Source organism: Amycolatopsis granulosa, from assembly GCF_011758745.1.
Classification (GTDB): Bacteria; Actinomycetota; Actinomycetes; order Mycobacteriales; family Pseudonocardiaceae; genus Amycolatopsis_E; species Amycolatopsis_E granulosa.
In genome coordinates this window covers 549,623-574,201 of sequence record NZ_JAANOV010000001.1, presented here as the reverse complement: position 1 = coordinate 574,201, position 24,579 = coordinate 549,623, and the positions used below count along the sequence as shown (strand labels likewise).

Here is a 24,579-nt window from a genome sequence, read left to right as displayed (position 1 = left end):
AAGCCGGTCACCCGTCCGCCGGGGTCACCGGTGCCTGCCGTGCGGGCCGGCGGGCCGCGACCGACCGCACGACCAGGTGGGCCAGCAAGCCGAACGGCGACAACAGGATCGTGAGCACCAGGATCGGCGCCAGGATCGCGTGGGTCACGCCCCGCGCCCGCGCGTCGTGGTACATCCAGCGGCCGATGAACAGGTCGAACGCGATCAGGTGCGCCCAGATCGCCGCGGCGCCGTGCGGGGTCCCGAGGAACGCGCGCAGTGTCTCGAGGTCCGGCCGGCTCACCACCGGCCACAGCGTGCCGAACTCGCCCACCGCGAACACCAGGTAGACCACCAGTGGTGGCAGCACGATCCACGGCGAGCCGATCACCCGCCGGGTCACCGCCCAGCCGGGGGCGAAGATCATCAGCGCCCAGAACGGGGCGGCCAGGTTGAAGGTGATCTGGAACAGGGCCGCCGTGCTCATGCCACGCTCACTTCCGGCCGGCGGGAGTCGAGGAGGGACCACGAAGCCCCGGCGGCCACGGCGACGGCGAGCCCGGCGAGCGCGAGCAGCGTCGGCCCGTCGGGGTGGATCAGCGGCCGGCCGCGCAGCGCCTGCCACGTCACCAGCGCGACCAGGCCGGCGTACCCGGCGGCGGCCACCAGCACCAGCCGCGCGCGCACCGTCTCCGGCCGCAGGCGCGGGACCCGCCGGGCCAGCGCGCTCAGCAGCAGCGCGAACAGCGGCAGGGCCTGCAGCGCGTGCATGCCCACGAAGTGCGGGATGCGGAGGTCGCCGCCGGTCGTGCTCCAGCCGGTGACGGGCATGACCGGCCCGCCGTCGGGCACGCCCACGCTGTGCGCGCCGATCATGCCGCCGAAGGTGCCCTCGTGCAGCGATCGCGCTTGCTCCGGGGTGGGCCCGAGCATCAGCCCGGCGAGCGCGAGCCCGGCCAGCGACACGACCGCGCCGAGCCGTACCGCCCACCGCGCCGCCGGGTCGGCGATCTTCGTCCGCAGCACCAGGACGGTGAGCACGAGGGTTCCCGTCCACAGGGCGGCGATCGAGATCCCCATGATCGAGAACAGTGCCTTGTCGAACGGGGTCGCGACGTCGAAGTGGCTCGCCCGGCCGCGGATCACCTGCGTCACGATGATCGTGTACTCGGTCAGCAGGATCGCGGCGAGCGCGCTGGACACGCGCGCGGCGAGGCGGCGGCCGCGGTCGAGGAGGGTGAGCATCCACGCCCACGTCACGCAGTACACCGCGATGGACACGGCGAACTTGAGCGGTTTGAGCCAGATCGGCGCGCCGAGCAGGATGCGGTCGTCGACCACGAGGCCGCCGGCCGACACCGCGGTCATGACGGCCATGACCGCGGCGGTCCACATCATCGGGCGGTGCCAGGCGGAGGCCCGGCCGAGCAGGGTTGTCATGGTCTCACTCCTCCAGTCAGATAGCGTAACTATCCAATACGGAAAGCTACACTATCCGCCCGACCGGGTCCATGGGATTCCGCAAAGCGCGCCCAGTTCGAGGATCGAAGTATCGGAGATTAACGATATGATTTCGCGAGCAGGCCGCCGCCCGCGAACGCGAGATCGCTACAGGGTTTGCCCGAGCACCGCCACCAGCTCGGCGATGCGCTGCTCGTCGCGCCGGTAGTGCGTCCACTTGCCGACGCGGGTGGCGCGCACCAGCCCGGCGCGGTGCAGCTCGGCCAGGTACGCCGACACGGTCGACTGGGCCAGCCCGGCCTTCGCCTGGAGGTGACTCACGCACACCCCGACCTCGACCGGATCGGCGATCGCCTCGTCCATCGGGAAATGCCGCTCGGGCTCACGCAACCAGGACAGCAGCTGCAAGCGCACCGGGTTCGACAGCGCCCGCAGCGCGCGGACGACGCCGGGATCCGGGGTGACCGCCGCTTCCGTCATGCGTCCACATTACTGGGGCCGGTGGCGGCGCGGGGTGATGCGCACGTGCGGCAGCTCGGGCGCCGGCAACCGGGACACGGCACCGCGGTAGCCCTCGACGCGGCCGAACTGGTCCGACCCGGCCTCCCACGCCGCGCGGTGCGCGGCGATCTCCTCGTGGCCGCGGCCCACGAAGTTCCACCACAGAGCGAACTCCATCAGCGTTTCCGCCAGGCCATGCCGTCGTCCTCTGTCGCCAGCCAGGGCTTGCTGGCGAGCCCAGGCCGCTCGCCGCCGCCCGCGGCGTCCTGGAGCGCGTCCTGGCCCGGCACGGCATCACGTTCCAGCGGCAGGTCGCCCTGCGCACCGCCGTCACCGCCGACGCCAGCAGACGCCGGACGATCTCACCACCCAGATCGCGGACAGCGCGCACCTTCGCCCCACGGACGCAGGGCGCGAGCTGATCGCTGTCGTTGGCGCGGAAACCGGCCCCATCACCGCCTGCATCTGGGGCGGAATGCCCTTCGGGGACCTGGCCGCCGCCGGTCGCGTCCTCGCCCTGGTCACCGAGCGCGCCAACGGGGAGCTCGCGGCGCTGACCGCCTGACCGAGCCGAGGCGCCTTCAACTGCCAGTCCGCCAGGTTGCCGGGCAGGCCGAGGTCGGGACGCCGGCAGTCGAGGATGACGAGGGCGGTCGTGACGGCTCCCGGTCCGCGGCAGCCGGCAGTCAGTAGCGGCCGGCCAGCAGGCCCCCGTCCACGAGGAATTCGGCGCCGGATGCGTAGGCGGACTCGTCGGAGGCCAGCCATGCGACCATGCGGGAGATGTCGGCGGGCTGCCCGATGCGCGGCACCGGCAGCGTGGCGAAGAACGCGCTCTGGTCCTGGCCCTCCCACTCGGGATCGCGGGTCATCGCGGTGTCCACGCCGCCGGGGTGCACGGAGTTGACCCGGATCCCGGCGTGGCCCAGCTCCAGCGCCGCACAGCGGGTCAGGCCGCGGATAGCGAACTTGCTTGCGGTGTACGCGGACATCCCGGGCGCCCCGACGAAGCCGTTGGTGGAGGAGATGTTGACGATCGAGCCGCCGCCCGCCTCGGTCATCGCCGCGGTGACCGCCTTGATGCCGATGAACTGGCCGACGGTGTTGATGTCGAGGCAGCGGCGGAAGTCGTCGGCGGAGGTGTCCGCCATCGGGCTGATCGGCTGCACGCCGGCGTTGTTGACCAGTACGTCGAACCGGCCGAACCGGGATATCGCGACGGCGACCGCGGCGTCCCAGGCGGCTTCGGAGGTGACGTCCAGGTGTACGTAGTAGGCGTGTTCGCCGAGCGAGTCGGCGACGGCCCTGCCCGGTTCGTCCAGGACGTCCCCGAGGACGACCTTGGCGCCGGACGCGACGAAGTGGCGGGCATGGGACTCACCCATGCCGCGCGCGGCACCGGTGATGAGGGCGACTTTGCCGTCGAGGTTGGTCACGGTTTGCTCCTGGATCGGATGGTGGCGGGTGGAGGCGGTCAGACTCACGAGGCGCGCGTGACGGGTTCGGCGGTCACGCGGGGGCTCCGTCGGGTAGGCCGCCGGCGAGCGGGTCGATGCGCAGGCGTGCCACGCGGCTGGACGCGATGCGCCAGGCGCCGCGTTCGACGCGGTACTGGTCGTGGTAGTGCCCGTAGCCGTGAAAGCCTCGCGGCAGGCCGTCCGAGGGGAACTCGACGTAGTCGAACATCGCCCACACCCCGCTCGCCTGGTCCGTGGAGGTCAGGGTGATCTCCGGCATGTGTCCGTGGTGGACCGTGCGCAGTGGGGTCAGGACCTTGGACAGGAACGCGGTGATCGCGTCACCGCCGTCGCTCGCGAAGCCGTCGATGTCCATGTGCGCGTCGTCGGTGAACACCTCGCGCAGCGCGGCCCAGTCCTTGGTGTCCATCAGGCGGAAGTAGCGCGCCTTCAGCTGTTTGATGTCCTCGATCGCCGCGAGGCGTTCGGCAGCGGACGCAGGGGTGAGTTCGGTGGGTGCGGTCTGCGACAAGGGTCCCTCCTTGGGGTGTACCGGATCGCACTGCTGGTGAATGTTCGACATCTACTCGGCGGCGCCGGTGACCAGTGCCCATGGCCGGTACCGCTGGGTGAGGGTCTGCTTGGAGTCGGGCATGCGGTTCTCCCGGTCGAAGAGGTTCGGATGCCCGGCCGGTGGGTGCGGGGCGGGTCAGGCGCGAGCGAACACCTCGTACGTGCCGAGTTGGTGCGTGACCTCCTGGCGCCAGGAGGCGACCCGCCAGCCCTGTCCGGTTCGGACCAGTTCGGCGTGGTACCAGCCGAAGCACTCGTAGGTGAGCTCGGCGCGTTCGGCCGCGCCGAGGTGGTGGACCCGCATCTTGACCGACGCCGTGGCCCGGTCGCCCTCCACCACGACCCGCTCATTGCCCACGAGAGGCTGCGTGGGGCCGCACCCGTCGAGGTATCCGCGGATCATCCCGACCAGGGCCGCCCGCCCCTCGACGACCTCGGTCCCGTTGTAGTCGGCGCGCACGTCCTCCAGGAAGACCCCGTCCAGCGCGGACCAGTCGCGGCGGTCCAAGGCGTCGGCGTAGGCGTGGAACAGGCCGGTGACAGCGCGTGCGTCGAGGCTTGCGGACATGCAGGTGACCTTCCGTGTGCGGGGATCGCAGGTGCGAGGACCGTATCCGCCACGGCTCGCAACGACATGACCTCTTCCCGCTGACCGGGAAGGAGGAGCGGCCGCAGGGGGTGTGGGCGCAGCAGGACGTATCCCACGTGGCGCACTGCCTTCGCCCGGCACCTCGCCGCCCAGGACCTCGACCTCGGGCTGCCGGCGCGCCGTCCCGATCCGCTGCGCGGACTGGCGAAGGAGATCGAGTCGACGTCCGCCGTCCGGGTGCGTACGGTCCAGGCTGATCTCGCCTCCCCGACGCTGCTCGACGAACGTGCCGTAGGCCACCGACGGCCTCGACATCGGGCTACTGGTCCACAACCCCGGCGTGTCGGTCGGCAGCGGCCTGTTCGCGGACCGCCCGGTGAGCGACGCGCTGCACCTGCTCGATGTGGACTGTCGCAGCGTGGTCACACTGGCCCATCACTTCGGCCGCCTGATGATCGACCGGGGCCGCGGCGCAATCGTGCTGATGACCTCGCTGGCCTCGGCGGATTCACCCCATGCACAGTGACGACGTCGTACGGGAGGCCGTGGCCGCCCGCGCACACACCCGGTGCGGCCAACCGGGCCGCCGCACACGCGATGCCGGTGCCGCCGCGCGACCACGTTCAGATGATGACGGACAGCAACGCGGCACTGTACGGATTCGAGCGGCTGGCCGCGCCGCAGCCGCAGTGACGGTTCTTCAGCACCGCGCCAGGCGGGTCGGCACCCGGCGCCGGTCGGCACCGCTTGCCTCCGGCGCTCACGCCGCTACCGCGTCGGCGGCGGTGTTCGCGTCAGTGGCTCCAGTAGTCGCGGTCCGGCAGTCGGACCCACACATCGGGAGGTCCTGCCACGGCGCGCGCGTCGGTCAGGCGCAGACCGGCGAAAGCGCATGCACAGGCCACGGCGTGGTGCTGGTAGAGGTAGGCGTTCAGCACTTCCTCGGGGCTGTCGTCCTCGTACGGTCCGCCGCCCGGGTGCAGGTCCCAGCCCTCGACGGCTCCATGACGGGCGATGCTGCCCTGGTTGCCGCTCTTGGGATTGGCGTAGAGGCCGTAGCAGACGGTGCCGGCGGACAACCGGGTCAGCACGCCCGGCATCTTCGGTGCGTACCCCCAGGGCTGTGTCACGACGCAGCCGCCCGGCACGGACGTCACGCCGATGAACTGCAAGCTCTCGTCCGTGTCGTACGCGTACGGGTCTTCCAGCAGCTCATCGATGACTTCCCCCTCCACCGGCGCTGCCTCCAGACGGCGCACCGCCTCGGCCGCGTCGATTCCGGACACGCAGGCGAGCCCCGTGCCGTCGTAGTAGAACTCGCCCAACGCCGCGATGAGCCGACCGGCTTCCTGTGCTGCCGCACGTTCCGTGTCGGTCAGGCGCACCCCTTCCGGTGCGGGGAACAGGGCCGGCGTCGGTCCCGCAAGGCTGAGCCGTCCCGGTGACCAGCCGCCGAGCGACGGCAGCCAGGGATCGGCGCCGGCAGCGGCAAGGGCCCGTGCGTTGTCCGGCCTCCTCGACACGACGGCCTCCCACAGTGCCGTCACCCCGTCCTCCAGCGCGTCCACGTCCGCCACTCGACCGGCCAGCTCCGCGACGACCTCCGGGGAGCCGAACACCGCCGCACGATGCAGCGGCCGCCCCCCGCTCCACTTCTCCGGATCGGCGCCTTCGTCAAGGCGCCGACGAATGTCGCCGACATCCGTCCAGTCCCAGCCCATACCGGCCCAGCCGTCACCCTCTACTGTCACCGATCCCCCTCCCACAGTGCTTGTCCCTTCACACACTCGCACACAGGTCCGACACCGCGGCCAACCACCGCGATTACCGCGGTGACACGGACCTCGCGTTCGCCGGGAGGACCGAGGCGTTCAGCGCGGCCGTCACGTCCAGCGCCCGCGTTCTCGAAGGGACTCGAGCGCGGAAGACACCGAGCCCCCGCACACCTGATGCACGGTCAAGAAAGTCAGCAAAGGGTCAGCATTGGTACGGCCGAAGCTGCCCGCAGATGCCCGTACGTTGGAAAGGGGATGCGTGCGGCTGGTGCCGAACGCGGACGCCGTGGGATTCCCAGGTTGCCCGGCAGGCGCGGAAGCAATCACGGCTTCTTGGCGTACGGCCCCTGTTCTCGCAGGTCAGCGCTTGCTTCCTCGGGGTTTCAAGGGTGCGTTCGGCAGCTCTGGCGCGGGTAGCGGAGCGCCGTCGTAGCCGTGCACCTCGCCGAAACGAGTTCCCTTCATCCAGTCCTCGCGGGCCTGCACGATCTCGTCGTGTGATCGTCCGACGAAGTTCCACCACATCACGATCTCCTCGGTGAACGGCACGCCACCGATCAGCAGGACCCGGGCCGGTCCCGCGTCGTGGCCGGTCAGCTCCAGCCGGCTCAGACCGGGTGCGAGGTAGGCGAGGTCGCCGGTGGCGAGCGCGGTGCCGTCGATCGTGACGCTGCCGGTGTCCTGCAGGACACCGTGTTCGAACCCCGGATCGACATCGAGCACCAGGCGCGCACCGGGATCGAGGGTGAGTTCCGCGCCGAGCAGCGGCGTGCACGCCGGGACCGGGGAGGTGCTCCCGGCGAGGCTGCCGAGGAAGACGCGGACCGTGGCGCCCGGCACCGTGACGACCGGCGGGACGTAGTGCCGGAAGTCCCGCGCGGCGTGCCGGTGCTCGCCGGGCAGGGCGATCCACAACTGGACGCCGTGCAGCGTCGTGGTGTCCGGTGTGGACACCTCGGAGTGCGCGATGCCGTGACCGCCGGTCATCAGGTTCAGCTCGCCGGGCCGGACCACGGCGTGGGTGCCGAGGCTGTCCCGGTGCTCGATCGTGCCGCTGAACAACCAGCTCACGGTCTGCAACCCGGTGTGCGGGTGCGGGGCGACATCCATCCCACCGGTCACCGCGACGTCCTCGGGGCCGTAGTGGTCGGCGAAGCACCACGCTCCGATCAGCGACCGCTGCCGCTGCGGCAGGGTGCGCCGTACCCGCATCGCGCGGGGCCCGCCGAGGGGGACGTCCCGCGGGGCCAGCACGGTCAGGGTGCTCGCGGGCGCGGGCCGGTCCCCGCACACCAGCTCGGCGGGGTCGGCCTCGACGTTGCTCATGCCCCCATCCTGCCACCGCCGGCGGACGGCGCGGGCCCGCTGTGCAGGACGCGCAGGCCGGTGTCGAAGGCCGCCAGCGCGGCGCCGACCGCCGCCGCGACCGTCACCTCGAAGATCTCGTCCTCGCTGCCGGGCAGCCGCGCGATGTCGGCGCCGGTGATCCGGTCGGAGGCCTCCCGCACCAGTGTCGTGTAGGCCCGCCACGGTTCCGGCACCGCGGCGCCGGTCCCGGCGGCCAGCCGCAGCGACGGCGGGGTGACCGCGGGCGCCTCGAACACGGCGTGCCGCAGGTTCGCCACCGGGTCGCCCTGGTCGGTGTGGTCGCCGCCGGCGAGGAGGAAGCCCGGGAAGCGGTAGCCGAACCGGTGCAGCGCCCGCGTGCCGCGGTGCAGCTGGTCGCCGCGCAGGGTGAACCCGAACGCGTTGGCCAGCCGGTTCACCACGTTCCACACCAGGTCGACGTGCAGGGCTTCACGCACCGCGTGCTCGGGCAGCGCGGGGCGCTCCGCCTCACCGGTGTGCGTGCCGTCCAGGAACGCGCGGACCGCGACCAGCTCGGGGCGCACCGCGGCCGGGTCGAGCTCGCCGTTGCCGGCGATGCGGACCAGCTCGGTGTGCGAGTCGATGCAGAACGGGCAACGGTACCGGCGCGCGGTGGTCATCGCCAGGTACTCGCGTTCGGCCGCGCTCCAGAACGACGGGCCGCGCATCGCGGGTGCGGTGATCTCCAGCAGCGGCCGGGCGAAGAAGTCCGGCCGGTACAGCAGGGTTCGCACGATGTCCGGGGCGTCCCGTCCGGTCGCGGCGAAGAACAGCCGGGCCCGCAACCGGTGACCGTGGTCGAGAATGGACAGTCTCATCGGGACTCCCCTGGGTCGAGGGCGGCCAGCCGCGCGGCCAGGAACCGTCGGTCGGCCGGGTTGGCGGCCAGTTCGTGTGCCCGCCGGTAGGCCGTGACGGCTTCGGCGGTGCGGCCCAGCCGGCGCAACAGGTCGGCCCGCGCGGCGTGGTGCAGGTGGTACCGGTCGAGACCGTCGATCCGGTCGAGCAGCGCCAGCCCGGCCGCGGGCCCGTCGCTCATCGCGACGGCGACCGCGTGGTTGAGCGCCACCACCGGCGACGGCGCCACCCGCAGCAATTCGCCGTAGAGCGCGGCGATGCGCGGCCAGTCCGTCTCCTCGGCGCAGGGGGCCTGGGCGTGCAGCGCGGCGATGGCGGCCTGCATCTGGTACGGGCCGGGAGCCCCGAGCCGCAACGCCCGGTCCAGCACGCGGACCGCCTCCGCGATCCCGCCCGCGTGCCACTCCCGGCGGTCCTGGTCGGCCAGCAGGACCAGACCGCCGTCGGGGGACTGCCGGGCACCGGCGCGCGAGTCGTGCAACAGCAGCAGCGCGAGCAGGCCGAGCGCCTCGGGCTCGTCGGGCATCAGGGCCGCGACGAGCTTGGCGAGCCGGATCGCCTCCGCCCGCGGTGCGTCCCCGCCCCCGGGTGGCGCCGTGTAGCCGTGGGTGTAGATCAGGTAGATCACCGAGAGGACGCCGGACAGCCGTTCCGGGAGCAGGTGGTCGGGCGGCACCGCGAAGGAGATCCCGGCGTCCCGGATCTTGCGCTTGGCCCGCACCAGCCGCTGCGCGAGTGTCGCCTCGGGCACCAGGAACATCCGCGCGATCTCGGCGGCGGTCAGCCCGGCCACGGCCTGCAGGGTGAGCGCCACCCGGGCCTCCGGCGCCAGGGCGGGGTGGCAGCAGGTGAAGATCAGGCTCAGCCGTTCGTCGCCGACGGCGAGCAGGCGCTCCTCGTCGAAATCGGTCATCACCGGTCGCGGGTCCCCGGCCCGCTCCTCCTTCTCCCGGCCCACGCGGTCGCGGCGCCACCGGTCCACGACGCGGTTGCGGGCGGCGGTGAGCAGCCACGCGACGGGATCGGCGGGCACCGCGTCCCGCCAGGCGCGCAAGGCGAGCGCGCACGCGTCCTGCAGCGCGTCCTCGGCCGGCTCGAAGTCGCCGAGCACCCGCACCAGCGCGGCCAGCATCCGGGTCCGGTGCTCGCGGTAGACCTGCTCGACCGCGAGCACCGGATCAGCCGGCCGGGGACGTCGCATGTCCGGCCGGGCGGTGGTCGACGCCCGGTACCCGCACCAGCGGCCGCACCTCGATCGTCCCGGTCTCGGCCATCGGACACAGCGCTGCGAGCTCCAGCGCCTCGTCGAGGTCCCGGCAGTCCAGGACGTAGTAGCCGCCCAGGTGCTCGTGGGTCTCGGCGAACGGCCCGTCGGTGATCAGCGTCCGCCCGTCCCGCACGGCCACGGTCGTCGCGCTGCGCTCGTCCGCCACCGGATCGCCGGACACCAGCGCGTTGCGCCGCCGCAGCTCGTCGGCGAACGCGGCCACCCGGGCCAGCGCGCCGGCGAAGCCGGGATCGTCCGGTTCCGGCCGGTCGCAGTCGTAGATCATCAGCAGGTAGCGCATCGGTCCCTCCCGGTTCTGGCTCCGCAGAGGATGACGAACGGGATGCCCGGAACTCGACAGCCCGTGCCCGGATTCTTCTCCGGCGGCGCCGGAAATGCACGAGGCCTGGGGCACCGCTGGGGCACTGCGGTGGCGGCTGATTGTCGCCCCTTCGGGTGACGGGTCAGGCGAGGAAGCCCCGGACCAGCTCGGATGCGTGCGGGCGGCACTCCTCGAAGTACCCGTGCCGCGCGCCGGGCAGGACGTGCACCCGCGCGTCCGGGATGCGCTCGGCCAGCAGCGTGGCGTTCGCAACCGGGGCCAGTCCGTCGTCGTCACCGTGCAGGATCAGCGTCGGCGCGCTGATGCGGGGGAGCGCGTCCCACGCGTCGTGCTGGTCGCTGGCCCGCAGGTGGTGGCGGCGGGCGTGCGGAGGCATCGCCGGATCGCCGAGGGTGCGGTACGGGCCGGGATGCGTCGCGCGCCACGCCGGCGTGTACATCAGGTCGGCCAGCGTCTCCCGGGCGTCCGGCCGCATCAGTGCCCGGCGCACCTCCGCCGACCGCTCCACCGCATGCGGCCCGCCGGGCGAGGTGCAGCCCAGGACCAGCCGCCGCACCCGCTCCGGGTAGCGGATCGCGATCCACTGCGCGACCCGGCCGCCCATCGAGGTCCCGTACACGTCGGCCCGCTCGATGCCCAGCTCGTCCAGCACGGCGATCACGTCGTCGGCCAACAGCGGAGTCGAGTACGGCGCGTCCGGCTTGCCGCTCGCGCCGGTGCCGCGGTAGTCGACCGTGACGGTGTACGGGAAATCACCCCGGACGGCGTCCCACCACGTGTGGTCGTTGGCCTGGCCGGCCAGCAGTACCAGCGGCCGTCCGGTGCCCTCGGACTGGGCCGCCAGCGGCGTGCCGTCCGCCGCGTGCGCGACGATCATCGTCCGCCGTCCCCGATGAGCGGCTCCGCCGACGGCCACCGGCCGTCCGCGACGGCCGCGCGGACCTGGCACAGCAGTTCGCGGGCGACCACGTCGACCGCGGGCGGCACCCGTCCGGACCGCGGCCGGGCCACGGCGATCGAGCGCCACACCTCCGGTTCGCGCACCGGGGCGCCGGTGAGCCGGCCGGCCGCGATGTCCCCGGCGATCCCGACACCGGGCAGGATCGTCCAGCCGTGCCCGGCGAGCACCAGCCTCTTCTGCAGCGGCATCGAATTGGTCTGCACGCTCGGGATCAGCTCGGCCCCGGCCTGGCGGGCCGCGGTGTCGATCAGGCTGCGCAGCCCGTGCCCCGGCGAGGGCAGCACGAGCGGGTCCCGCGCGATCCGCGCGAACGACACCGGCCGCTGCGGATCGAGCCCCGCGGCCGGGGGAGCGAGCACCCACAGCCGTTCCCGCACCACTGGGGTCACGGTCAGCGACGGCGAGTCGGTGATGTCGTACAGCAGGCTCACGTCGAGGTCGCCCTCGTCCAGCCAGCGCCGCAGGTGCCCGGAGTAGCCGGTCTGCAGGCGCAGTTCGATGCCCGGGTGGGCGCGCAGGACCGCGGAGGTGAGCGGCTCGGCGATCAGCCCGGCCGCGCTCTCCAGCAGACCGAGCGTGACGATGCCGGTGACGGCGCCGCGGGCGGGCGCGACCTCGGCGCGGGCGCGGTCGAGCTCGGTCAGGGCCCGCCGCGCGCGTTCGGCCATCGTCACACCCGCCTCGGTGGGGCGCATGCCCTGCCAGGTCCGGTCGAACAGCGGCACCCCGAGTTCCGCTTCCAGTGCCTTGATCTGCCGGGTGACCGCGGGCTGGACCAGGTGCAGCAGCTCGGCCGCGCGCGTCACGCTGCCCACCTCGGCCACGGTCACGAGGGCCCTGGGCTGCTTGAAGTCCATCCCCGTCCCACTGTGGCATCAGGCGCGGCATCACGCACCGGCATGGCCGCTGTTACAGCATCAGGATTGATGATATCCCGGTGACCACGGGACCACCTGCCCGTGGCGCACGAGCTCGCCGTAGTGCTCCGGCTTCACCGGCTCCAGCGCGAGGTCCAGCAGCGGGACCGCGGCCTGGGCTGGCGTGGGTGCGTCGCTGACGTCCCACCACAGCGAGGAGGTCGGAGTGTTGATCATGCCGGGGCACACCGCCGCGACGAGGATTCCGCGCGCGAGGTCGTCGGCGCGCCGCTGGGCGGCCAGCGCGCGCACCGCGGCGACCTGGCCGATCTTGGACGGGATGTTCACGAACCCGGGCCACGCGCCGGCGCGGGCGCTGCCGTCGGCGACCGCGTCCCGCCACGCCGCGACCTGCTCGTCCACCTCGTCGAGCGTGGTCAGGCCGTCGAAGTGGTGATGCAGCACGGGCGCGAGCTGGTACAGCGTCCCCAGGCGGCTCGCCACGACGATCAGGCTGCCCCCGTCCCGGACGAGCGGTGCGAACGCGCGCAACAGGCGGGTGGTGCCGAAGTTGTTCACCTGGGTGTAGGGCTCGATGACGTCGCGCGGATCGTCGTCCGGGCCCACCCGCATCACGGCGTTGCCGAACACGATGTCGACCCCGCCGTGCCGCTCGCGCAGCAGACCGGCGAACCGGCCGGCGGCGTCCGGGTCGGCGACGTCGAAGACTTCCCCGCGGATCTGGGCGCCGCCCGCGGGCGCGGCCTCCACCGCCTCCTGCACGCGGCCGGCGTCCCGGCCGGTGAGGTAGACGGTGTCGGCGGGGGACAGTCGCTGCGCGAGCCCTTCCACGAGGGCGAGACCCAGGCCCTGGGTGGCTCCGGTGACGACGGCGACCTTCGGTGTGTCGTTCATGGTCACCACGCTAGGAACGCGCGAGCCATTCGGGTAGCGAAAGTCCGTCAACGGGGGTATTCCTGTTCGGCATGGCCTTCACCGATGCGTCGCTGACCGCGCTGCGCGTGTTCCGGGAGGTGGCCGAGCGGGGGACGCTCACCGCGGCGGCGGCCGCGCTCGGTTACACCCAGTCCGCCGTCTCCCGGCAGATCGCGGCGCTGGAACGGGCGGCGGGGGTGCCCCTGCTGGAGCGGCGGCACGACGGGGTGCGGCTGACCGCCGCGGGGCGTGTCGTGGTCCGCCGCGCCGCGACCGTCGTCGACCAGATCGACGCCACCGCCCGCGAGCTGGCCGGGCTGCCCGACGAGCGGGCCACCGTGCGGCTCGGGTGGTTCCCCACCGCCGGAGCGACGCTGGTGCCACGCGCGCTCGCCGCGGTACGCGCGGCTCACCCCGGGATCACCGTGGTCACCCGTGAGGGCAGCACCCCCGCGCTGGTGCGGGCGCTGCGGGCCGGCACGCTCGACCTGGCGCTGCTCGCCGCCACGCCGCCGTTCCGCCCGCCGGACGACGAAACGCCGGCGCTGGTGCTGTCCACGCTGGCCGAACGCGGCCTGTGCGTGGCCGTGCCGGCCGCGCACCCGCTCGCTCGTGGTGAGTTCGCCGACCTCGCGGACCTGCGCGGGCAACGGTGGATCGCGGGCACCGGGCGGGACGGGCTGATGGGGGTGTGGCCGGGGCTGGACGAGCGGGCGGAGGTCACGCACACGGCGCGCGACTGGCTGGCGAAGCTGCAGCTGGTCGCCGCCGGCTGTGGCATCACGACGGTGCCCGCGTCGCTCGCGGCGGTCGTGCCACCGGGCGTGCGGGTCCTGCCGGTGCACGGCGGGCCGGCCGAACAACGACGGCTGATGCTGGCCCGGATGCCCGGCGTGCCGGGGGAGGCCGTGGCGCGGGTGGCCGAATCCGTGTCCGCGGCGGTGGTCGAGGGCACCGTCCGGCGGGGGTGAGCGCGCCGCGGCCGGGCGGGTGGCGCTGATGGACCCCGCCACCCGGGTGGTGGTTAGGCTGCCGTATGCGCGTGCCACCGACCGGCCTGGCCGCGACCCGGGCGTTCTTCGGGCCGCGGGCGGCGACCTGGGAGACCCGCTTCCCCGACGACGGCCCGCGCTACCGGGCCGCGGTCACCGAGCTGGCGCCACCGCGCGGGGGCGCGGTCGCGGACATCGCGTGCGGCACCGGGCGTGCCCTGCCGGAACTGCGGGACGCCGTCGGCCCGGACGGCACCGTCATCGGGCTCGACGTGACGCCCGAAATGCTCCACGAGGCCGCCGCCCGGGGACGGCAAAACCTCGCGGCTCTCGTGCTCGGCGACGCCCTGCACCTGCCCCTCGCCACCGGGGCACTGGACGCGGTGTTCGCCGCGGGCCTGGTCACGCACCTCGCCGACCCGGTCGCCGGGCTGCGTGAGCTGGCCCGGGTGTGCCGTCCGGGCGGCCGCCTCGCCCTGTTCCACCCCGTCGGCCGGGCGGCACTCACCCGGCGGCAGGGCCGCGAGCTGACCGCCGGGGACCTGCGCGCCGAACCGAACATCCGCGCCGCGCTCACCGCGGCCGGATGGCACCTCGACGCCATCGACGACGGTGCCGAACGCTACCTCGTCCTCGCCCGCCTGCGGTGACGTCGCCGCCACCGGGGAACGTGCCGTGGAGTCAGGACGGCATGCGGCGCCGGCGATTCCGCCGCGTTACGCCTTCGCCGGCAGTCCGCGCGCGTAGGACAGCCCCGAGGTGACCCAGCGTTCGAGGCCGCGGCGATCACGCACCGCGCCGGGGTCCACTTCGAGCCACCCGGGCATCTCGCGCCCGCGCATCACCATCGGCCGGACATCCTCGCCCAGCAGCTTTTCACCCTCCGCGGGGTCGACGCGCACCAGCAGTCCGCCCTGCGACCGTGCGGCGACTGCCATGTTGCCGTGCACCAGGAACGCCAGTCCGCCGAACATCCGTTTCTCGGTGATGCCCTCGGCGCCGGACAGCAGTTCCCGGATGCGGTCGGCGAGCTCGGGGTCGTAGGCCATGCCCGAGTATCCGCCACCACCCGGCCGCCGCGGAAGTGCGCGTCACCGCCGGCCGGCGGGCTGGTCCGCGACGTGGCGCCGGACCAGCGGGTACACCAGCAGGATCACCGCGAGGCTGAGCACGCTGAGGTAGAGCTGGGACCGGGCGGCGCCGACGAACAGCATCGAGACCACCACGGCGAGGGTGGCCACCAGGGTGAGCCGGCTCAGCCACGGGTAACCCCACATGCGCAGCGTCAGCCGCTCGGGGCTGATCCGTTCCAGCTCGCGGCGCATGCGCAGCTGTGAGCCGGCGATGAACGCGTAGACGAACAGCGCCACCGCGCCGGCGGAGTTGATGATGAACCAGAAGATGGTGGCCGGCGCGACGTAGCTCATCACCACCGCCACGTAACCGACCACAGTGGACAGCAGGATCGCCTTCCACGGCACGCCGCGCCGGTTGACGTCGGCGACCCAGCGGGGCGCCCAGCGGTGGCGGCGCAGCGCGAACAGCATGCGGGAGGCGGTGTACAGGCCCGAGTTGAGCACGGACAGCGCGGCGGTCAGGACCACGGCGCTGACGATCGTCTCCGCCGCCGGGATGCCGAACCGCCCGAACGCCGCCGCGAACGGGCTGGTGTCGCTGGGCACCTCGCGCCACGGTGTGATCATCACGATGAGCGTGATCGACCCGACGTAGAACAGGATGACGCGCCACACCGTCGCGGCGGTCGCCTTCGCCACCGCCTTCGCCGGTTCGGCCGACTCGGCGGCCGCGATGGTGACGATCTCGGTGCCGAAGTAGGAGAAGATCACGATCACCACGCCGTGCACGACGGCGAACCCGCCGGTGGCGAAGAACCCGTCGAGCGCGACGTTGCCGACCGAGAACGTGGCGTGCGGCCACAGCCCCAGCACGAACAGCACCCCGATCACCAGGAACACCACGATCGTGGTGACCTTGACCGACGCCAGCCAGAACTCGGTCTCGCCGAACGACCGCGTCGAGGCCAGGTTGGTCGCGGTCAGCAGCAGCATCAGGGCGAGCGAGAACACCCACTGGGGCACCGCCGGCAGCCAGCCGACGAGGATCTTCGCCCCGGCCACCGCCTCGAACGCCACCACCCCGACCCAGAAGTACCAGTACAGCCAGCCGATCGCGAAGCCGGCCCAGCCGCCGAGCGCTTCCCGGGCGTACTCCATGAACGAGCCGAGCGCCGGGGAGGCGGTCGCCATCTCACCGAGCATCCGCATCACCAGCACGACGAGCAGCCCGCCGAGGGCGTAGGACAGGATCGCCGCCGGGCCGACCGTGTGCACCACGGCGCCGCTGCCGACGAACAGGCTGGCACCGATGATCCCGCCGAGGGCGATCATCCGGACGTGTCGCTGCCGCAGGCCCGGACGCAGAGGCTGGTTCATTCCCACGATGTTGGCAGGGAATCGGTGACGGAGAAACCGGTTGGCGGCAAGCGGGCGCACCCGGTGCGGCGAACGGCCGGTCAGCGGCGGCGGGGTTTGCCGCGGCGGCCCCCACGGGACGCGCCGCGGGGCTGGTTCCGGCGCGGCGCGGGCTTGCGCTCGTCGGCCGCGGGGCGTTTCGCCTTCGACTGCTTCGGCGCGGGCGGGCGGCCGCGGGTGCTGTTGACCGTCCGGCCGCGCACGATCCCGATGAACTGCTCCACCAGGTCGGTCGTCTCGTCCTCGAGCCAGGACAGCGCCACCTGCGACTGCGGGGCGTCGGCCACCGGCCGGTAGGTGAGGTCGCGCCGGTGGTGCAGCCGGGCGAGCGACTGGGGCACGACGAGCACGCCCACCCCGGCCGCGACCAGCTGGATCGCGTCGGCCGTGGTGGCGGGCCGGTCGAGGGCCGGCCGGCCCGGCGGGCGCGCCCAGCCGAGCGTGTCGTCCAGCGGGTGCAGCACCAGTTCGTCGGCCAGGTCGCCGGTGTGCACCTCGTCCGCCGCGGTCACCACGTGGTCCTTGGGGACCACCACCACGGTCGTCTCCGTGTAGAGCGGGATGGCGTGCAGCCCGGTGCGGTCCGTCGGCAGGCGCAGCAGCACCGCGTCGAGCTCGCGCTCGCGCACCCGGCCGGCCGCCTCGGCGGCACCGACCTGCACCAGCTCGAGCGGGACGCCGGGGGTGCGTTCCTGCCAGATCCGCACCCACTTGCCGGGCGTCACCCCCGGTACGTAGCCGAGCGTGAAGGAGGGGGCGGCGTCCGGCTCGGTCACCACGCCAGGCTACCGGCCGTGACCGCGGCGGATACGCTGGACGGCATGACGTCGCAGAAGACCCCCCAGACGATGAAGCCGGCGACGGCGGCGAAGAAGCTGGGCGTGTACCTCGAAGCCACCCCGGCGCAGTTCCGGGAGGGTGTCGTCTCGCGCGACGAGCTGAACGCCCTGCAGAGCGACCCGCCGGAGTGGCTGCGGGACCTGCGCCGCAACGGGCCGCACCCGCGCCAGGTGGTCGCGGCGAAGCTGGGCGTGTCGATCGGCGGCCTGGCCCGCGGCGGGATCACCGACCCGCTGACCAGCGAGCAGATCGACGCCCTCAGGACCGAGAACCCCGAGTGGCTCCAGCGCGAGCGCGCCCTGCAGGCGGACGTGCGAAAGGAGGCCGCGCGCCAGAAGGAGAAGAACCAGCGCTGACCGCACGTCCGGGCCGGACCGTGCCGCCGCCGTACCGGTGGTGGCACCGGCACGACGACTACCCGGTCCGGCGCGCGCGGGCCAGGATCGCCTCCGCGCGGCGGATCACCGGGCGGTCCACCATCTGACCATTGTGGACCCCGACGGAGCCGTCGGTCACCGACGCCAGCACCTCCCGCGCCCAGCGGGTCTCGGCTTCGCCGGGGCGGAACGCGTCGTTCACCGCGGTCACCTGGCGTGGGTGGATGCACAACTTGCCGGTCAACCCGAGCTCGATCGCGTGCGCGACGTCGGCGCGCAGCACCGCCGGGTCGTCCAGGGCGGTGGTGACGCCGTCGACCGGGGCGGCGCACCCGGCCGCGGCCGCGGCGAGCACGACCGCGGACCGCGCGTGCCGCAGCGCCGCGTGCGAGCGGTGGTCGACGCCGAGCTGCGCCGCCAGGTCGACGCTGCCGAACGCGGGCCGCACCACCGGATCCGCGCCGCACACCTCCACCGCCCGGGTGACGCCCAGCGCGGTCTCGATCAGCGGGATCACCGGACCCGCCCCGCGGTCGGCGAGCGCGTCCAGCACCGCGCGGTCCTCGGCCTTGGGCACCATCACCGCCGCGGCGCGCCCGGCGACCGCCGCCAGGTCGGCGTCGAACCAGGGCGTGCCGGGCGCGTTGATCCGCACCACGGCGGCGTGACCCGCGTCCAGCCAGGACCGGACGTGCTCGCGCGCGCCGGCTTTGCGGTCCGGGCCCACCGCGTCCTCCAGGTCGAGCACGACCAGGTCGCACCCGGTGGCCGCGGCCTTGGCGAACCGGTCCGGGCGGTGACCCGGCACGAACAGCAGGCTCCGGGCATCCGCCACCGGCTCGGTCATCGCGCGCTCCGCACGGTTCCGGTCGCGGTGCGGCGGCCGTGCACGTCCCGCACCGCCGTGGTGGTCCCCGCCGGCCCCGCGACCGCACCGGCCACCAGGCCCTGGTGGTCGAACAGCGGTGCGACGAGCCGGTACTCGAAGACCTGATCGCCGCCGCACCCGGTGGCGCGCGCCGCCTCGGCCATCGCGATCGCCTGCAGCGGCCCGTGGGTGAGCAGCCCGGGGTAGCCCTCGACCTGGCGCGCGTAGTCGCGGTCGTAGTGGATCCGGTGCGCGTTGTAGGTCAGTGCGGAGAAGCGGAACAGCAGCGTCGGGGTCACCTCGATCGCCCACTCGCCCGGTCCGGGCGGCAGCACCTCCGAGCCCGCCCCGGCGGGCAACGCCGCCGCGGTGACCGGGCGGTACACGATGTCCTGCTGCTCCTCGACCACGAGCCGGCCGTCCTGTTCGATCCGCTGCCCGACCACCACGAACGTCAGCGGCCCCGAGCGGCCCTGCTTGTCGTGGACGGACAGCACCCGGGTGCGCCGCGTCGCCGGTGCACCGCACCGCAGCGCCCCCTCGGTCCGGACGCGCCCGCCCGCCCACATGCGCCGCCGTCCCGGACCGGGCGGCGCCGGCACGCAGTGGCGGACCGGGTGGCCGTCCGGGCCCAGATCCGCCTGCGCGGGCCGGTCCAGCAGGTAGAGCCAGTGCCACAGCAGCGGCAGCCCCTCGCGGCCGAGGTCGGGCACCGGGACGTCCAGCAGCGCGCCGAGGGCCTGCGCCGGACCGGGTACCAGGACTTCGGTGCGTTCGACGGTGTCGGGAGCGAGCATCGGGGTCCCTATCGGATCGGGTGGCGGCGGACGAGCTGGCGGGCGATGACGGTGCGCTGGATTTCGTTGGTGCCCTCACCGACGATCATCAGCGGCGCGTCGCGGAAGTAGCGTTCCACGTCGAATTCGGTGGAGTAGCCGTAGCCGCCGTGGATCCGCACGGCGTTCAGCGCGATCTCCATCGCGGTCTCGGAGGCGAACAGCTTCGCCATCCCGCACTCCAGGTCGGCCCGCTCACCGGAGTCGTAGCGGCGGGCGGCGTGGTGCACGAGCTGGCGGGCGGCTTCGAGCTTGGTGGCCATGTCGGCCAGGTAGTTGCCGATGGACTGGTGCTGCCAGATCGGCTTGCCGAACGTTTCGCGCTCCTGGGCGTAGCGCAGCGAGTCCTCCAGCGCGGCCCGGCCCACACCCAGCGCGCGGGCGGCGACCTGGATGCGGCCGATCTCCAGCCCGCGCATCATCTGCGCGAATCCGTGCCCCTCCACACCGCCCAGCACCGCCGAAGCGGGCACGCGCAGGTCGTCGAAGGTCAGCTCGCAGCTCTCCACACCCTTGTAGCCGAGCTTGGGCAGGTCGCGCGAGACGTGGAACCCCGGGCCCTTCTCGGCCAGGAGCACGCTGATGCCGCGGTGCGGCGGATCGGCTCGCGGGTCGGTCTTGCACAGCAGGGCGACCAGATCCGAGCGCCGGGCGTTGGTGATCCAGGTCTTGGACCCGGTGACCACGTACTCGTCGCCGTCGCGCCGGGCGGTCGTGCGCAACGCCTGCAGGTCGGACCCGCCACCGGGTTCGGTCAGCGCCATGGTGGCCCGCAACTCGCCGGTGGCCATCCGCGGCAGGTAGCGGTCCTGCTGCTCCCGGGTGCCGTGGGCGAGCAGCAGCTTCGCCACCACGGTGTGGCCGCCCATCGCGCCGGCCAGGCTCATCCATCCCCGCGCCAGCTCCTCGGTCACCACCGCGTAGCACTGGGCCGAGACCGCCGCCCCGCCCCACGGCTCCGGGATCGCCAGACCGAAGATGCCCATCTGTTTCATCGCTTCGACGAGCTGTTCCGGATAGGCGTTCGCGTGCTCCAGATCGCGCACCACCGGCCGCACCTCGCGGGCGACCCAGTCGGCGACCACCGCGGCGATGGCGGCCTCGTCCTCGGTCAGGCCGTCCATCGGAAGTCCTTCCTGCGCGACGTCATCACCGACATCATCGTCTCCGGTACCGGCCGGCGGGAAATGCCCGTCCGTGATCAGTCCACGCGTCCTGGTGATGGCGGTGCCGTGGCAATGGGGGTGCCGTGGCAATGGGGGTGCCGGATCAGCTCAGCGCGACCGAGAAGTCCGTGACGGTGAAGCGCGCGGCCTTGCCGTCGGTCGAGCAGAACTCGATGCCGTACCCGATCTGGTTCACCGTCGGGTTCGGCGGGACGTGGCCCGCGCCGATCGCCCAGTCGATCATCGCCTTGAGGTCGACCGTGCCGGAGTAGTGCGTGTCCTGCGCGACGAAGGCCAGGTAGCCCTCGTCCCGCCAGACGTCGTAGGTCACGCCGTCCGCGGTGTAGGCCGCGACCTTGCTGCCGTCCGGGACCTGGCCGTGGTTCTCCGTCCAGACCATCAGCTCGGTCACGCCCGGCCCGTCGCCGACGCCGTTCAGCCACAGGTCGTAGGCCACGTCGTAGATGCCGGTGCCGGGGCCGCGGCCGGCGAAGGTGGAGCGGATGGCGGGGAAGGTGGACAGCGGGGCGCCGTCCTGGTCGTTGATGTCCTGGTGGACGTTCGGGTAGGTCTTCACCGATGTCGTGGCCGGCTGGGTGGAGTCGACGTACCAGCTGCCGTGCGAGCACGCCGACAGGGTCTGCGGGCCGGCCTCGGCCTGGTTCCACATGTTGTTGTGCACGTAGTAGCCGCCCTCGGACCAGCCCGCATCGGGATCGCTCGTGGTGAACACCGGGTCGGTGCAGCTCCGCCCGGGCGCGGCCGCGGTGCCCGGCGCCGGCGAGGCCGTGGCGGCCGGGGACGGCGGCGCGGACGACGAGCCGTCCTGCCGGCAGGCGGTGGTGCCGGACAGGACGAGGGCCGCGGCGAGCAGCAGTGCCGGCATCGTGCGTGTCATGGGCGTCTTCCGTGGTTCGCGACGGCCCTCCAGTCGACCGGCTCGGACCGGCAGGGAAGGTCACGAACGAATCACAGTCGAATCACGAGAATTGATCTGCGACCGGGCTTGGCGTGCGGGGTTCCGGAAACCGTCAACCGCCGAACGGGTGCCCGGCGCCGGGAATTCCGCGCGAATGGTGGTGGGCATCGTAGGAGTCCGCACCGTCCGTTCCCGGTGCTTGCCAATGCCGGGGCACCGGGTGAAACCGCAGGCAGGACCGCTGTGCCGCCGGTAAGTACGGGTCCGGTACGGGGAATGCCCGGTCGGGCCATGATCTTGTTGCGCCTCACCGGCTGCGGTACTACTCGTACTACGCGCCCAACGACGGGCGCACGGGGCCGAAGGGGCGCAACCGCATGACCGTCAGTCTTCCCGCTTTTCCCGCCGCCGCCGAGAGGCCGCTCGACACGTGCATCCGTCTCCGGAAGATCGCGCCGGTGGTGGAGGTGGAGTTCCCCGGCGGCGTGCCCGCCTACCTGGCGCTGACCACCCGGGCGGTGCGGGAGGTCCTGGCCGGGGACAACAAGACCTTCGCGCGCGAGCCGAAGCACTGGCCCGCCCTCCACGACGGCTCCATCCCGGAGGACTGGCCGCTGCGCAGCATCGTGCAGGGTGATCACCTGTCCACCAAGGACGGCGCGGATCACCGGCGGCTGCGGGGCCTGGTCGGCAAGGCGTTCACGCCTGCCCGGGTGCTCGCGCTGGAACCGCGGATCCAGCAGCTGGTCGACGAGCTGCTGGACGGGGTCGCCGCCGCCGGGGACGGCGTGGATCTGGTTTCGGAGTTCACCGAGGTGCTGCCGATGGCCGTGATCTGCGAGCTGTTCGGCGTGCCCGGGCCGGAGCGCAAGCGGCTGCGGAACTGGACCGCGACGCTACTGGCGCACACCACGCCGGCGGAGGAGGCATTCGCGACCCACAACGCGCTCACCGGCTACCTGCGCGAGCTGGTGGAGCGCAAGCAGGCCGAGCCCGCCGACGACCTGACGAGCAGCCTGGTGCAGGCCCGCGACTCCGGCGACAAGCTCACCACCGACGAACTGGTCGGGGTGCTGTGGCTGATGCTGGTCGCCGGCCACGAGACCACCGTCCACCTCCTCGGCAACGCCGTCATCGCGCTCGCGCAGAACCCCGGCCAGCTGGCCCTCGCCAAGAACGAGGACCGCTGGGCCGATGTCGTCGAGGAGACGATCCGGTACCGGCACTCGGTGATGATGACCAGCTTCCGCTTCACCCTGACGGACGTGACCATCGCCGGCGTGGAGATCCCCAAGGGCAACGCGGTCGGCGTGGTCTACCAGGCCGCCGGCCTCGACCCGGAGGTCTACGGCGACACCGCGGGGGAGTTCGACATCACGCGCCCGCAGGGCGCGAACCTCGGGTTCGGCCACGGGCCGCGGTACTGCATCGGTGCGCCGCTCGCGCGCCTGGAGAGCCGGCTGGCGCTGGCCGCGCTCTACCGGCGGTTCCCGGAGCTGAGCCTGGCCGCCGACCCGGACGACATCCCCTACTCGCCGTCGTTCTTCACGATCGGCCCGCTGTCGATCCCGGTCAACCTCGGCCCGGGGAACTGACCGGCGGGGCGGCGGGGCAGGTCGCCCCGCCGCCCCCGGCGACGTCCGTCAGTCGGTACCGGACTCGATGGCCGCGCGGTCGAGCAGCTCGGCCTCCTCGGTGGTGGTGCCACGGGAGGCGATCGTCTCGGCGCCACCCTCGGTCATCGCCCCGATCAGGCCCGTCGAGGCGGCCTGCGCGGCGCCGACCAGCTGCGGCTGCGTGGTGCCGCCGCTGCCGACCATGCCCAGGTTCGCGTACTGCTCCAGGCGGGCCCTGGAGTCGGCGATGTCCAGGTTGCGCATGGTCAGCTGGCCGATCCGGTCGACCGGGCCGAACGCCGAGTCCTCGGTGCGCTCCATCGACAGCTTGTCCGGGTGGTAGCTGAACGCCGGGCCGGTGGTGTCGAGGATGGAGTAGTCCTCGCCGCGCCGCAGCCGCAGGGTCACCTCGCCGGTGACGGCGGTGCCGACCCACCGCTGCAGCGACTCGCGCAGCATGAGCGACTGGGGGTCGAGCCAGCGGCCCTCGTACATGAGGCGGCCCAGGCGGCGGCCCTCGGTGTGGTAGCTGGCGATGGTGTCCTCGTTGTGGATCGCGTTGACCAGCCGCTCGTAGGCCGCGTGCAGCAGCGCCATGCCCGGCGCCTCGTAGATGCCGCGGCTCTTGGCCTCGATGATCCGGTTCTCGATCTGGTCGGACATGCCCAGCCCGTGCCGGCCGCCGATGGCGTTGGCCTCCAGGACCAGGTCGACGGCGGAGGCGAACTCCTTGCCGTTGATGCGCACCGGCCGGCCCTGCTCGAAACCGATCGTCACGTCCTCGGCCGGGATCTCGACCTGCGGGTCCCAGAAGCGGACGCCCATGATCGGCTCGACCAGTTCGATGCCGGCGTCGAGGTGCTCGAGCGCCTTGGCCTCGTGGGTGGCGCCCCAGATGTTCGCGTCGGTCGAGTACGCCTTCTCGGTGCTGGCCCGGTAGGGCAGGCCGCGGGCGGTCAGCCACTCCGACATCTCGGTGCGGCCGCCCAGCTCGGTCACGAAGTCGGCGTCCAGCCAGGGCTTGTAGATCCGCAGCGCCGGGTTGGCGAGCAGGCCGTAGCGGTAGAACCGCTCGATGTCGTTGCCCTTGAAGGTGGATCCGTCGCCCCAGATCTGGACGTCGTCCTCGAGCATCGCGCGGACCAGGAGCGTGCCGGTGACGGCGCGGCCGAGCGGGGTGGTGTTGAAGTAGGCGCGGCCGCCGGAGCGGATGTGGAACGCGCCGCAGGCCAGCGCGGCCAGCCCCTCCTCGACCAGCGCCTCCCGGCAGTCGACGAGCCGCGCGATCTCGGCGCCGTAGGTCTTGGCCCGGCCGGGCACGGACGCGATGTCGGGCTCGTCGTACTGCCCGATGTCCGCGGTGTAGGCGCAGGGCACCGCGCCCTTCTCGCGCATCCACGCGACAGCTACGGACGTATCGAGGCCACCGGAGAAGGCGATCCCGACACGTTCACCGACAGGCAGAGAGGTGAGCACCTTGGACACGAGACCAGTATATGCATGGCAATGCATGATCATGCAAACGGGGTGCCTGTGGTCTCGCCGACG

27 protein-coding genes and 1 pseudogene are annotated in these 24,579 nt (G+C 72.8%); 5 read left to right on the top strand and 23 right to left on the bottom strand.

Features of this window, described 5'->3' with window-relative positions; genetic code table 11:
- Positions 1-7: 7 nt before the first annotated feature.
- From FHX45_RS02860 to FHX45_RS02825, 7 genes and pseudogenes are all read right to left on the bottom strand, one after another.
- The gene (locus tag FHX45_RS02860) at positions 8-466 is read right to left on the bottom strand and encodes an ABA4-like family protein (RefSeq protein ID WP_167096471.1); all 459 of its coding nucleotides are present in this window, start codon (positions 464-466) and stop codon (positions 8-10) included.
- Positions 463-1,419 (bottom strand): hypothetical protein, encoded by a 957-nt coding sequence (locus FHX45_RS02855; RefSeq protein ID WP_167096470.1) that lies wholly within the window; start codon positions 1,417-1,419, stop codon positions 463-465. Before FHX45_RS02855 ends, FHX45_RS02860 begins: the two co-directional genes overlap by 4 nt.
- Before the next feature lie 168 nt (positions 1,420-1,587).
- Positions 1,588-1,920: an ArsR/SmtB family transcription factor gene (locus tag FHX45_RS02850; RefSeq protein WP_167096469.1), complete on the bottom strand. Its 333-nt coding sequence runs from the start codon at positions 1,918-1,920 to the stop codon at positions 1,588-1,590.
- Positions 1,921-1,929: 9 nt separating this feature from the next.
- Positions 1,930-2,115, bottom strand: a pseudogene (locus FHX45_RS02845) (pirin family protein); the annotation flags it as partial.
- Positions 2,116-2,627: 512 nt separating this feature from the next.
- Complete coding sequence (locus FHX45_RS02835; protein ID WP_167096468.1) at positions 2,628-3,377, bottom strand: glucose 1-dehydrogenase; 750 nt, start codon at positions 3,375-3,377, stop codon at positions 2,628-2,630.
- 73 nt (positions 3,378-3,450) lie between these two features.
- The gene (locus tag FHX45_RS02830; RefSeq protein ID WP_208405774.1) at positions 3,451-3,930 is read right to left on the bottom strand and encodes a nuclear transport factor 2 family protein; all 480 of its coding nucleotides are present in this window, start codon (positions 3,928-3,930) and stop codon (positions 3,451-3,453) included.
- 177 nt (positions 3,931-4,107) lie between these two features.
- Complete coding sequence (locus FHX45_RS02825) at positions 4,108-4,539, bottom strand: nuclear transport factor 2 family protein (RefSeq protein ID WP_167096466.1); 432 nt, start codon at positions 4,537-4,539, stop codon at positions 4,108-4,110.
- 334 nt (positions 4,540-4,873) lie between these two features.
- On the opposite strand from FHX45_RS02825, the gene FHX45_RS02820 reads away from it, so the two are divergent.
- Positions 4,874-5,086, top strand: coding sequence for an SDR family oxidoreductase (locus FHX45_RS02820; RefSeq protein ID WP_341771639.1), 213 nt, complete (start codon positions 4,874-4,876; stop codon positions 5,084-5,086).
- 268 nt (positions 5,087-5,354) lie between these two features.
- On the opposite strand, the gene FHX45_RS27860 is transcribed toward FHX45_RS02820, so the two are convergent.
- From FHX45_RS27860 to FHX45_RS02780, 8 genes are all read right to left on the bottom strand, one after another.
- Positions 5,355-6,281, bottom strand: a complete 927-nt coding sequence (locus tag FHX45_RS27860) for an ankyrin repeat domain-containing protein (protein ID WP_167096464.1) — start codon at positions 6,279-6,281, stop codon at positions 5,355-5,357.
- A gap of 414 nt (positions 6,282-6,695) precedes the next feature.
- On the bottom strand, positions 6,696-7,661 hold the full coding sequence (locus FHX45_RS02810; protein ID WP_167096463.1) for a pirin family protein: 966 nt from the start codon (positions 7,659-7,661) through the stop codon (positions 6,696-6,698).
- Complete coding sequence (locus FHX45_RS02805; RefSeq protein WP_167096462.1) at positions 7,658-8,521, bottom strand: carboxymuconolactone decarboxylase family protein; 864 nt, start codon at positions 8,519-8,521, stop codon at positions 7,658-7,660. Before FHX45_RS02805 ends, FHX45_RS02810 begins: the two co-directional genes overlap by 4 nt.
- Positions 8,518-9,762, bottom strand: a complete 1,245-nt coding sequence (locus tag FHX45_RS02800; protein ID WP_167096461.1) for an RNA polymerase sigma factor — start codon at positions 9,760-9,762, stop codon at positions 8,518-8,520. Before FHX45_RS02800 ends, FHX45_RS02805 begins: the two co-directional genes overlap by 4 nt.
- Positions 9,740-10,129: a YciI family protein gene (locus FHX45_RS02795; protein ID WP_167096460.1), complete on the bottom strand. Its 390-nt coding sequence runs from the start codon at positions 10,127-10,129 to the stop codon at positions 9,740-9,742. The genes FHX45_RS02800 and FHX45_RS02795 overlap by 23 nt, the downstream gene beginning before the upstream one ends.
- A 163-nt stretch (positions 10,130-10,292) precedes the next feature.
- Complete coding sequence (locus FHX45_RS02790; RefSeq protein ID WP_167096459.1) at positions 10,293-11,048, bottom strand: alpha/beta fold hydrolase; 756 nt, start codon at positions 11,046-11,048, stop codon at positions 10,293-10,295.
- Positions 11,045-11,989 carry a LysR family transcriptional regulator gene (locus tag FHX45_RS02785; RefSeq protein ID WP_167096458.1) on the bottom strand — a complete coding sequence of 315 codons (945 nt, stop codon included), beginning with the start codon at positions 11,987-11,989 and terminating at the stop codon, positions 11,045-11,047. Before FHX45_RS02785 ends, FHX45_RS02790 begins: the two co-directional genes overlap by 4 nt.
- 60 nt (positions 11,990-12,049) lie before the next feature.
- Entirely contained in the window at positions 12,050-12,904 is an 855-nt protein-coding gene (locus tag FHX45_RS02780; RefSeq protein ID WP_167096457.1) for an SDR family NAD(P)-dependent oxidoreductase, read from the bottom strand.
- Positions 12,905-12,975: 71 nt separating this feature from the next.
- Here FHX45_RS02780 and FHX45_RS02775 point away from each other — a divergent pair, with 71 nt between their 5' ends.
- Both FHX45_RS02775 and FHX45_RS02770 read left to right on the top strand, forming a co-directional pair.
- Positions 12,976-13,896, top strand: a complete 921-nt coding sequence (locus FHX45_RS02775) for a LysR family transcriptional regulator (RefSeq protein WP_167096456.1) — start codon at positions 12,976-12,978, stop codon at positions 13,894-13,896.
- Positions 13,897-13,961: 65 nt separating this feature from the next.
- Positions 13,962-14,567, top strand: a complete 606-nt coding sequence (locus FHX45_RS02770; protein ID WP_167096455.1) for a class I SAM-dependent methyltransferase — start codon at positions 13,962-13,964, stop codon at positions 14,565-14,567.
- Between the two features lie 66 nt (positions 14,568-14,633).
- Here the strand turns inward: FHX45_RS02770 and FHX45_RS02765 are convergent, their stop codons facing one another.
- From FHX45_RS02765 to FHX45_RS02755, 3 genes are all read right to left on the bottom strand, one after another.
- Entirely contained in the window at positions 14,634-14,966 is a 333-nt protein-coding gene (locus tag FHX45_RS02765; RefSeq protein ID WP_167096454.1) for a TfoX/Sxy family protein, read from the bottom strand.
- A 42-nt stretch (positions 14,967-15,008) separates the two neighbouring features.
- Positions 15,009-16,370: an amino acid permease gene (locus FHX45_RS02760; RefSeq protein WP_167096453.1), complete on the bottom strand. Its 1,362-nt coding sequence runs from the start codon at positions 16,368-16,370 to the stop codon at positions 15,009-15,011.
- A gap of 80 nt (positions 16,371-16,450) precedes the next feature.
- Positions 16,451-17,185, bottom strand: coding sequence for a LysR substrate-binding domain-containing protein (locus tag FHX45_RS02755; protein ID WP_167096452.1), 735 nt, complete (start codon positions 17,183-17,185; stop codon positions 16,451-16,453).
- 45 nt (positions 17,186-17,230) lie between these two features.
- On the opposite strand from FHX45_RS02755, the gene FHX45_RS02750 reads away from it, so the two are divergent.
- Positions 17,231-17,605, top strand: a complete 375-nt coding sequence (locus FHX45_RS02750; protein ID WP_208406384.1) for a DUF5997 family protein — start codon at positions 17,231-17,233, stop codon at positions 17,603-17,605.
- A gap of 58 nt (positions 17,606-17,663) precedes the next feature.
- Here FHX45_RS02750 and FHX45_RS02745 read toward each other — a convergent pair whose 3' ends face one another.
- From FHX45_RS02745 to FHX45_RS02730, 4 genes are all read right to left on the bottom strand, one after another.
- On the bottom strand, positions 17,664-18,473 hold the full coding sequence (locus FHX45_RS02745) for an HpcH/HpaI aldolase/citrate lyase family protein (RefSeq protein ID WP_167096450.1): 810 nt from the start codon (positions 18,471-18,473) through the stop codon (positions 17,664-17,666).
- Positions 18,470-19,291, bottom strand: coding sequence for an HTD2 family dehydratase (locus FHX45_RS02740; RefSeq protein ID WP_167096449.1), 822 nt, complete (start codon positions 19,289-19,291; stop codon positions 18,470-18,472). Before FHX45_RS02740 ends, FHX45_RS02745 begins: the two co-directional genes overlap by 4 nt.
- An 8-nt stretch (positions 19,292-19,299) precedes the next feature.
- Positions 19,300-20,454 carry an acyl-CoA dehydrogenase family protein gene (locus tag FHX45_RS02735; RefSeq protein ID WP_167096448.1) on the bottom strand — a complete coding sequence of 385 codons (1,155 nt, stop codon included), beginning with the start codon at positions 20,452-20,454 and terminating at the stop codon, positions 19,300-19,302.
- A gap of 145 nt (positions 20,455-20,599) precedes the next feature.
- Positions 20,600-21,394, bottom strand: a complete 795-nt coding sequence (locus FHX45_RS02730) for a GH12 family glycosyl hydrolase domain-containing protein (RefSeq protein ID WP_243868906.1) — start codon at positions 21,392-21,394, stop codon at positions 20,600-20,602.
- 398 nt (positions 21,395-21,792) lie between these two features.
- Here FHX45_RS02730 and FHX45_RS02725 point away from each other — a divergent pair, with 398 nt between their 5' ends.
- A complete protein-coding gene (locus FHX45_RS02725) occupies positions 21,793-23,010 on the top strand; it encodes a cytochrome P450 family protein (protein WP_167096447.1) in 1,218 nt (405 codons plus the stop codon).
- A 48-nt stretch (positions 23,011-23,058) separates the two neighbouring features.
- Here the strand turns inward: FHX45_RS02725 and argG are convergent, their stop codons facing one another.
- Positions 23,059-24,516, bottom strand: a complete 1,458-nt coding sequence (gene argG, locus FHX45_RS02720; RefSeq protein ID WP_167096446.1) for an argininosuccinate synthase — start codon at positions 24,514-24,516, stop codon at positions 23,059-23,061.
- Positions 24,517-24,579: the final 63 nt, after the last annotated feature.

Excerpts from the sequence above, each read along its gene's own strand:
- FHX45_RS02860 (WP_167096471.1), bottom strand. The coding sequence starts at position 466 with ATGAGCACGGCGGCCCTGTTCCAGATCACCTTCAACCTGGCCGCCCCG.
- FHX45_RS02855 (WP_167096470.1), bottom strand. The coding sequence starts at position 1,419 with ATGACAACCCTGCTCGGCCGGGCCTCCGCCTGGCACCGCCCGATGATG.
- FHX45_RS02850 (WP_167096469.1), bottom strand. The coding sequence starts at position 1,920 with ATGACGGAAGCGGCGGTCACCCCGGATCCCGGCGTCGTCCGCGCGCTG.
- FHX45_RS02825 (WP_167096466.1), bottom strand. The coding sequence starts at position 4,539 with ATGTCCGCAAGCCTCGACGCACGCGCTGTCACCGGCCTGTTCCACGCC.
- FHX45_RS27860 (WP_167096464.1), bottom strand. The coding sequence starts at position 6,281 with ATGGGCTGGGACTGGACGGATGTCGGCGACATTCGTCGGCGCCTTGAC.
- FHX45_RS02810 (WP_167096463.1), bottom strand. The coding sequence starts at position 7,661 with ATGAGCAACGTCGAGGCCGACCCCGCCGAGCTGGTGTGCGGGGACCGG.
- FHX45_RS02805 (WP_167096462.1), bottom strand. The coding sequence starts at position 8,521 with ATGAGACTGTCCATTCTCGACCACGGTCACCGGTTGCGGGCCCGGCTG.
- FHX45_RS02800 (WP_167096461.1), bottom strand. The coding sequence starts at position 9,762 with ATGCGACGTCCCCGGCCGGCTGATCCGGTGCTCGCGGTCGAGCAGGTC.
- FHX45_RS02795 (WP_167096460.1), bottom strand. The coding sequence starts at position 10,129 with ATGCGCTACCTGCTGATGATCTACGACTGCGACCGGCCGGAACCGGAC.
- FHX45_RS02790 (WP_167096459.1), bottom strand. The coding sequence starts at position 11,048 with ATGATCGTCGCGCACGCGGCGGACGGCACGCCGCTGGCGGCCCAGTCC.
- FHX45_RS02785 (WP_167096458.1), bottom strand. The coding sequence starts at position 11,989 with ATGGACTTCAAGCAGCCCAGGGCCCTCGTGACCGTGGCCGAGGTGGGC.
- FHX45_RS02780 (WP_167096457.1), bottom strand. The coding sequence starts at position 12,904 with ATGAACGACACACCGAAGGTCGCCGTCGTCACCGGAGCCACCCAGGGC.
- FHX45_RS02775 (WP_167096456.1), top strand. The coding sequence starts at position 12,976 with ATGGCCTTCACCGATGCGTCGCTGACCGCGCTGCGCGTGTTCCGGGAG.
- FHX45_RS02770 (WP_167096455.1), top strand. The coding sequence starts at position 13,962 with ATGCGCGTGCCACCGACCGGCCTGGCCGCGACCCGGGCGTTCTTCGGG.
- FHX45_RS02765 (WP_167096454.1), bottom strand. The coding sequence starts at position 14,966 with ATGGCCTACGACCCCGAGCTCGCCGACCGCATCCGGGAACTGCTGTCC.
- FHX45_RS02760 (WP_167096453.1), bottom strand. The coding sequence starts at position 16,370 with ATGAACCAGCCTCTGCGTCCGGGCCTGCGGCAGCGACACGTCCGGATG.
- FHX45_RS02750 (WP_208406384.1), top strand. The coding sequence starts at position 17,231 with ATGACGTCGCAGAAGACCCCCCAGACGATGAAGCCGGCGACGGCGGCG.
- FHX45_RS02745 (WP_167096450.1), bottom strand. The coding sequence starts at position 18,473 with ATGACCGAGCCGGTGGCGGATGCCCGGAGCCTGCTGTTCGTGCCGGGT.
- FHX45_RS02740 (WP_167096449.1), bottom strand. The coding sequence starts at position 19,291 with ATGCTCGCTCCCGACACCGTCGAACGCACCGAAGTCCTGGTACCCGGT.
- FHX45_RS02735 (WP_167096448.1), bottom strand. The coding sequence starts at position 20,454 with ATGGACGGCCTGACCGAGGACGAGGCCGCCATCGCCGCGGTGGTCGCC.
- FHX45_RS02730 (WP_243868906.1), bottom strand. The coding sequence starts at position 21,394 with ATGACACGCACGATGCCGGCACTGCTGCTCGCCGCGGCCCTCGTCCTG.
- FHX45_RS02725 (WP_167096447.1), top strand. The coding sequence starts at position 21,793 with ATGACCGTCAGTCTTCCCGCTTTTCCCGCCGCCGCCGAGAGGCCGCTC.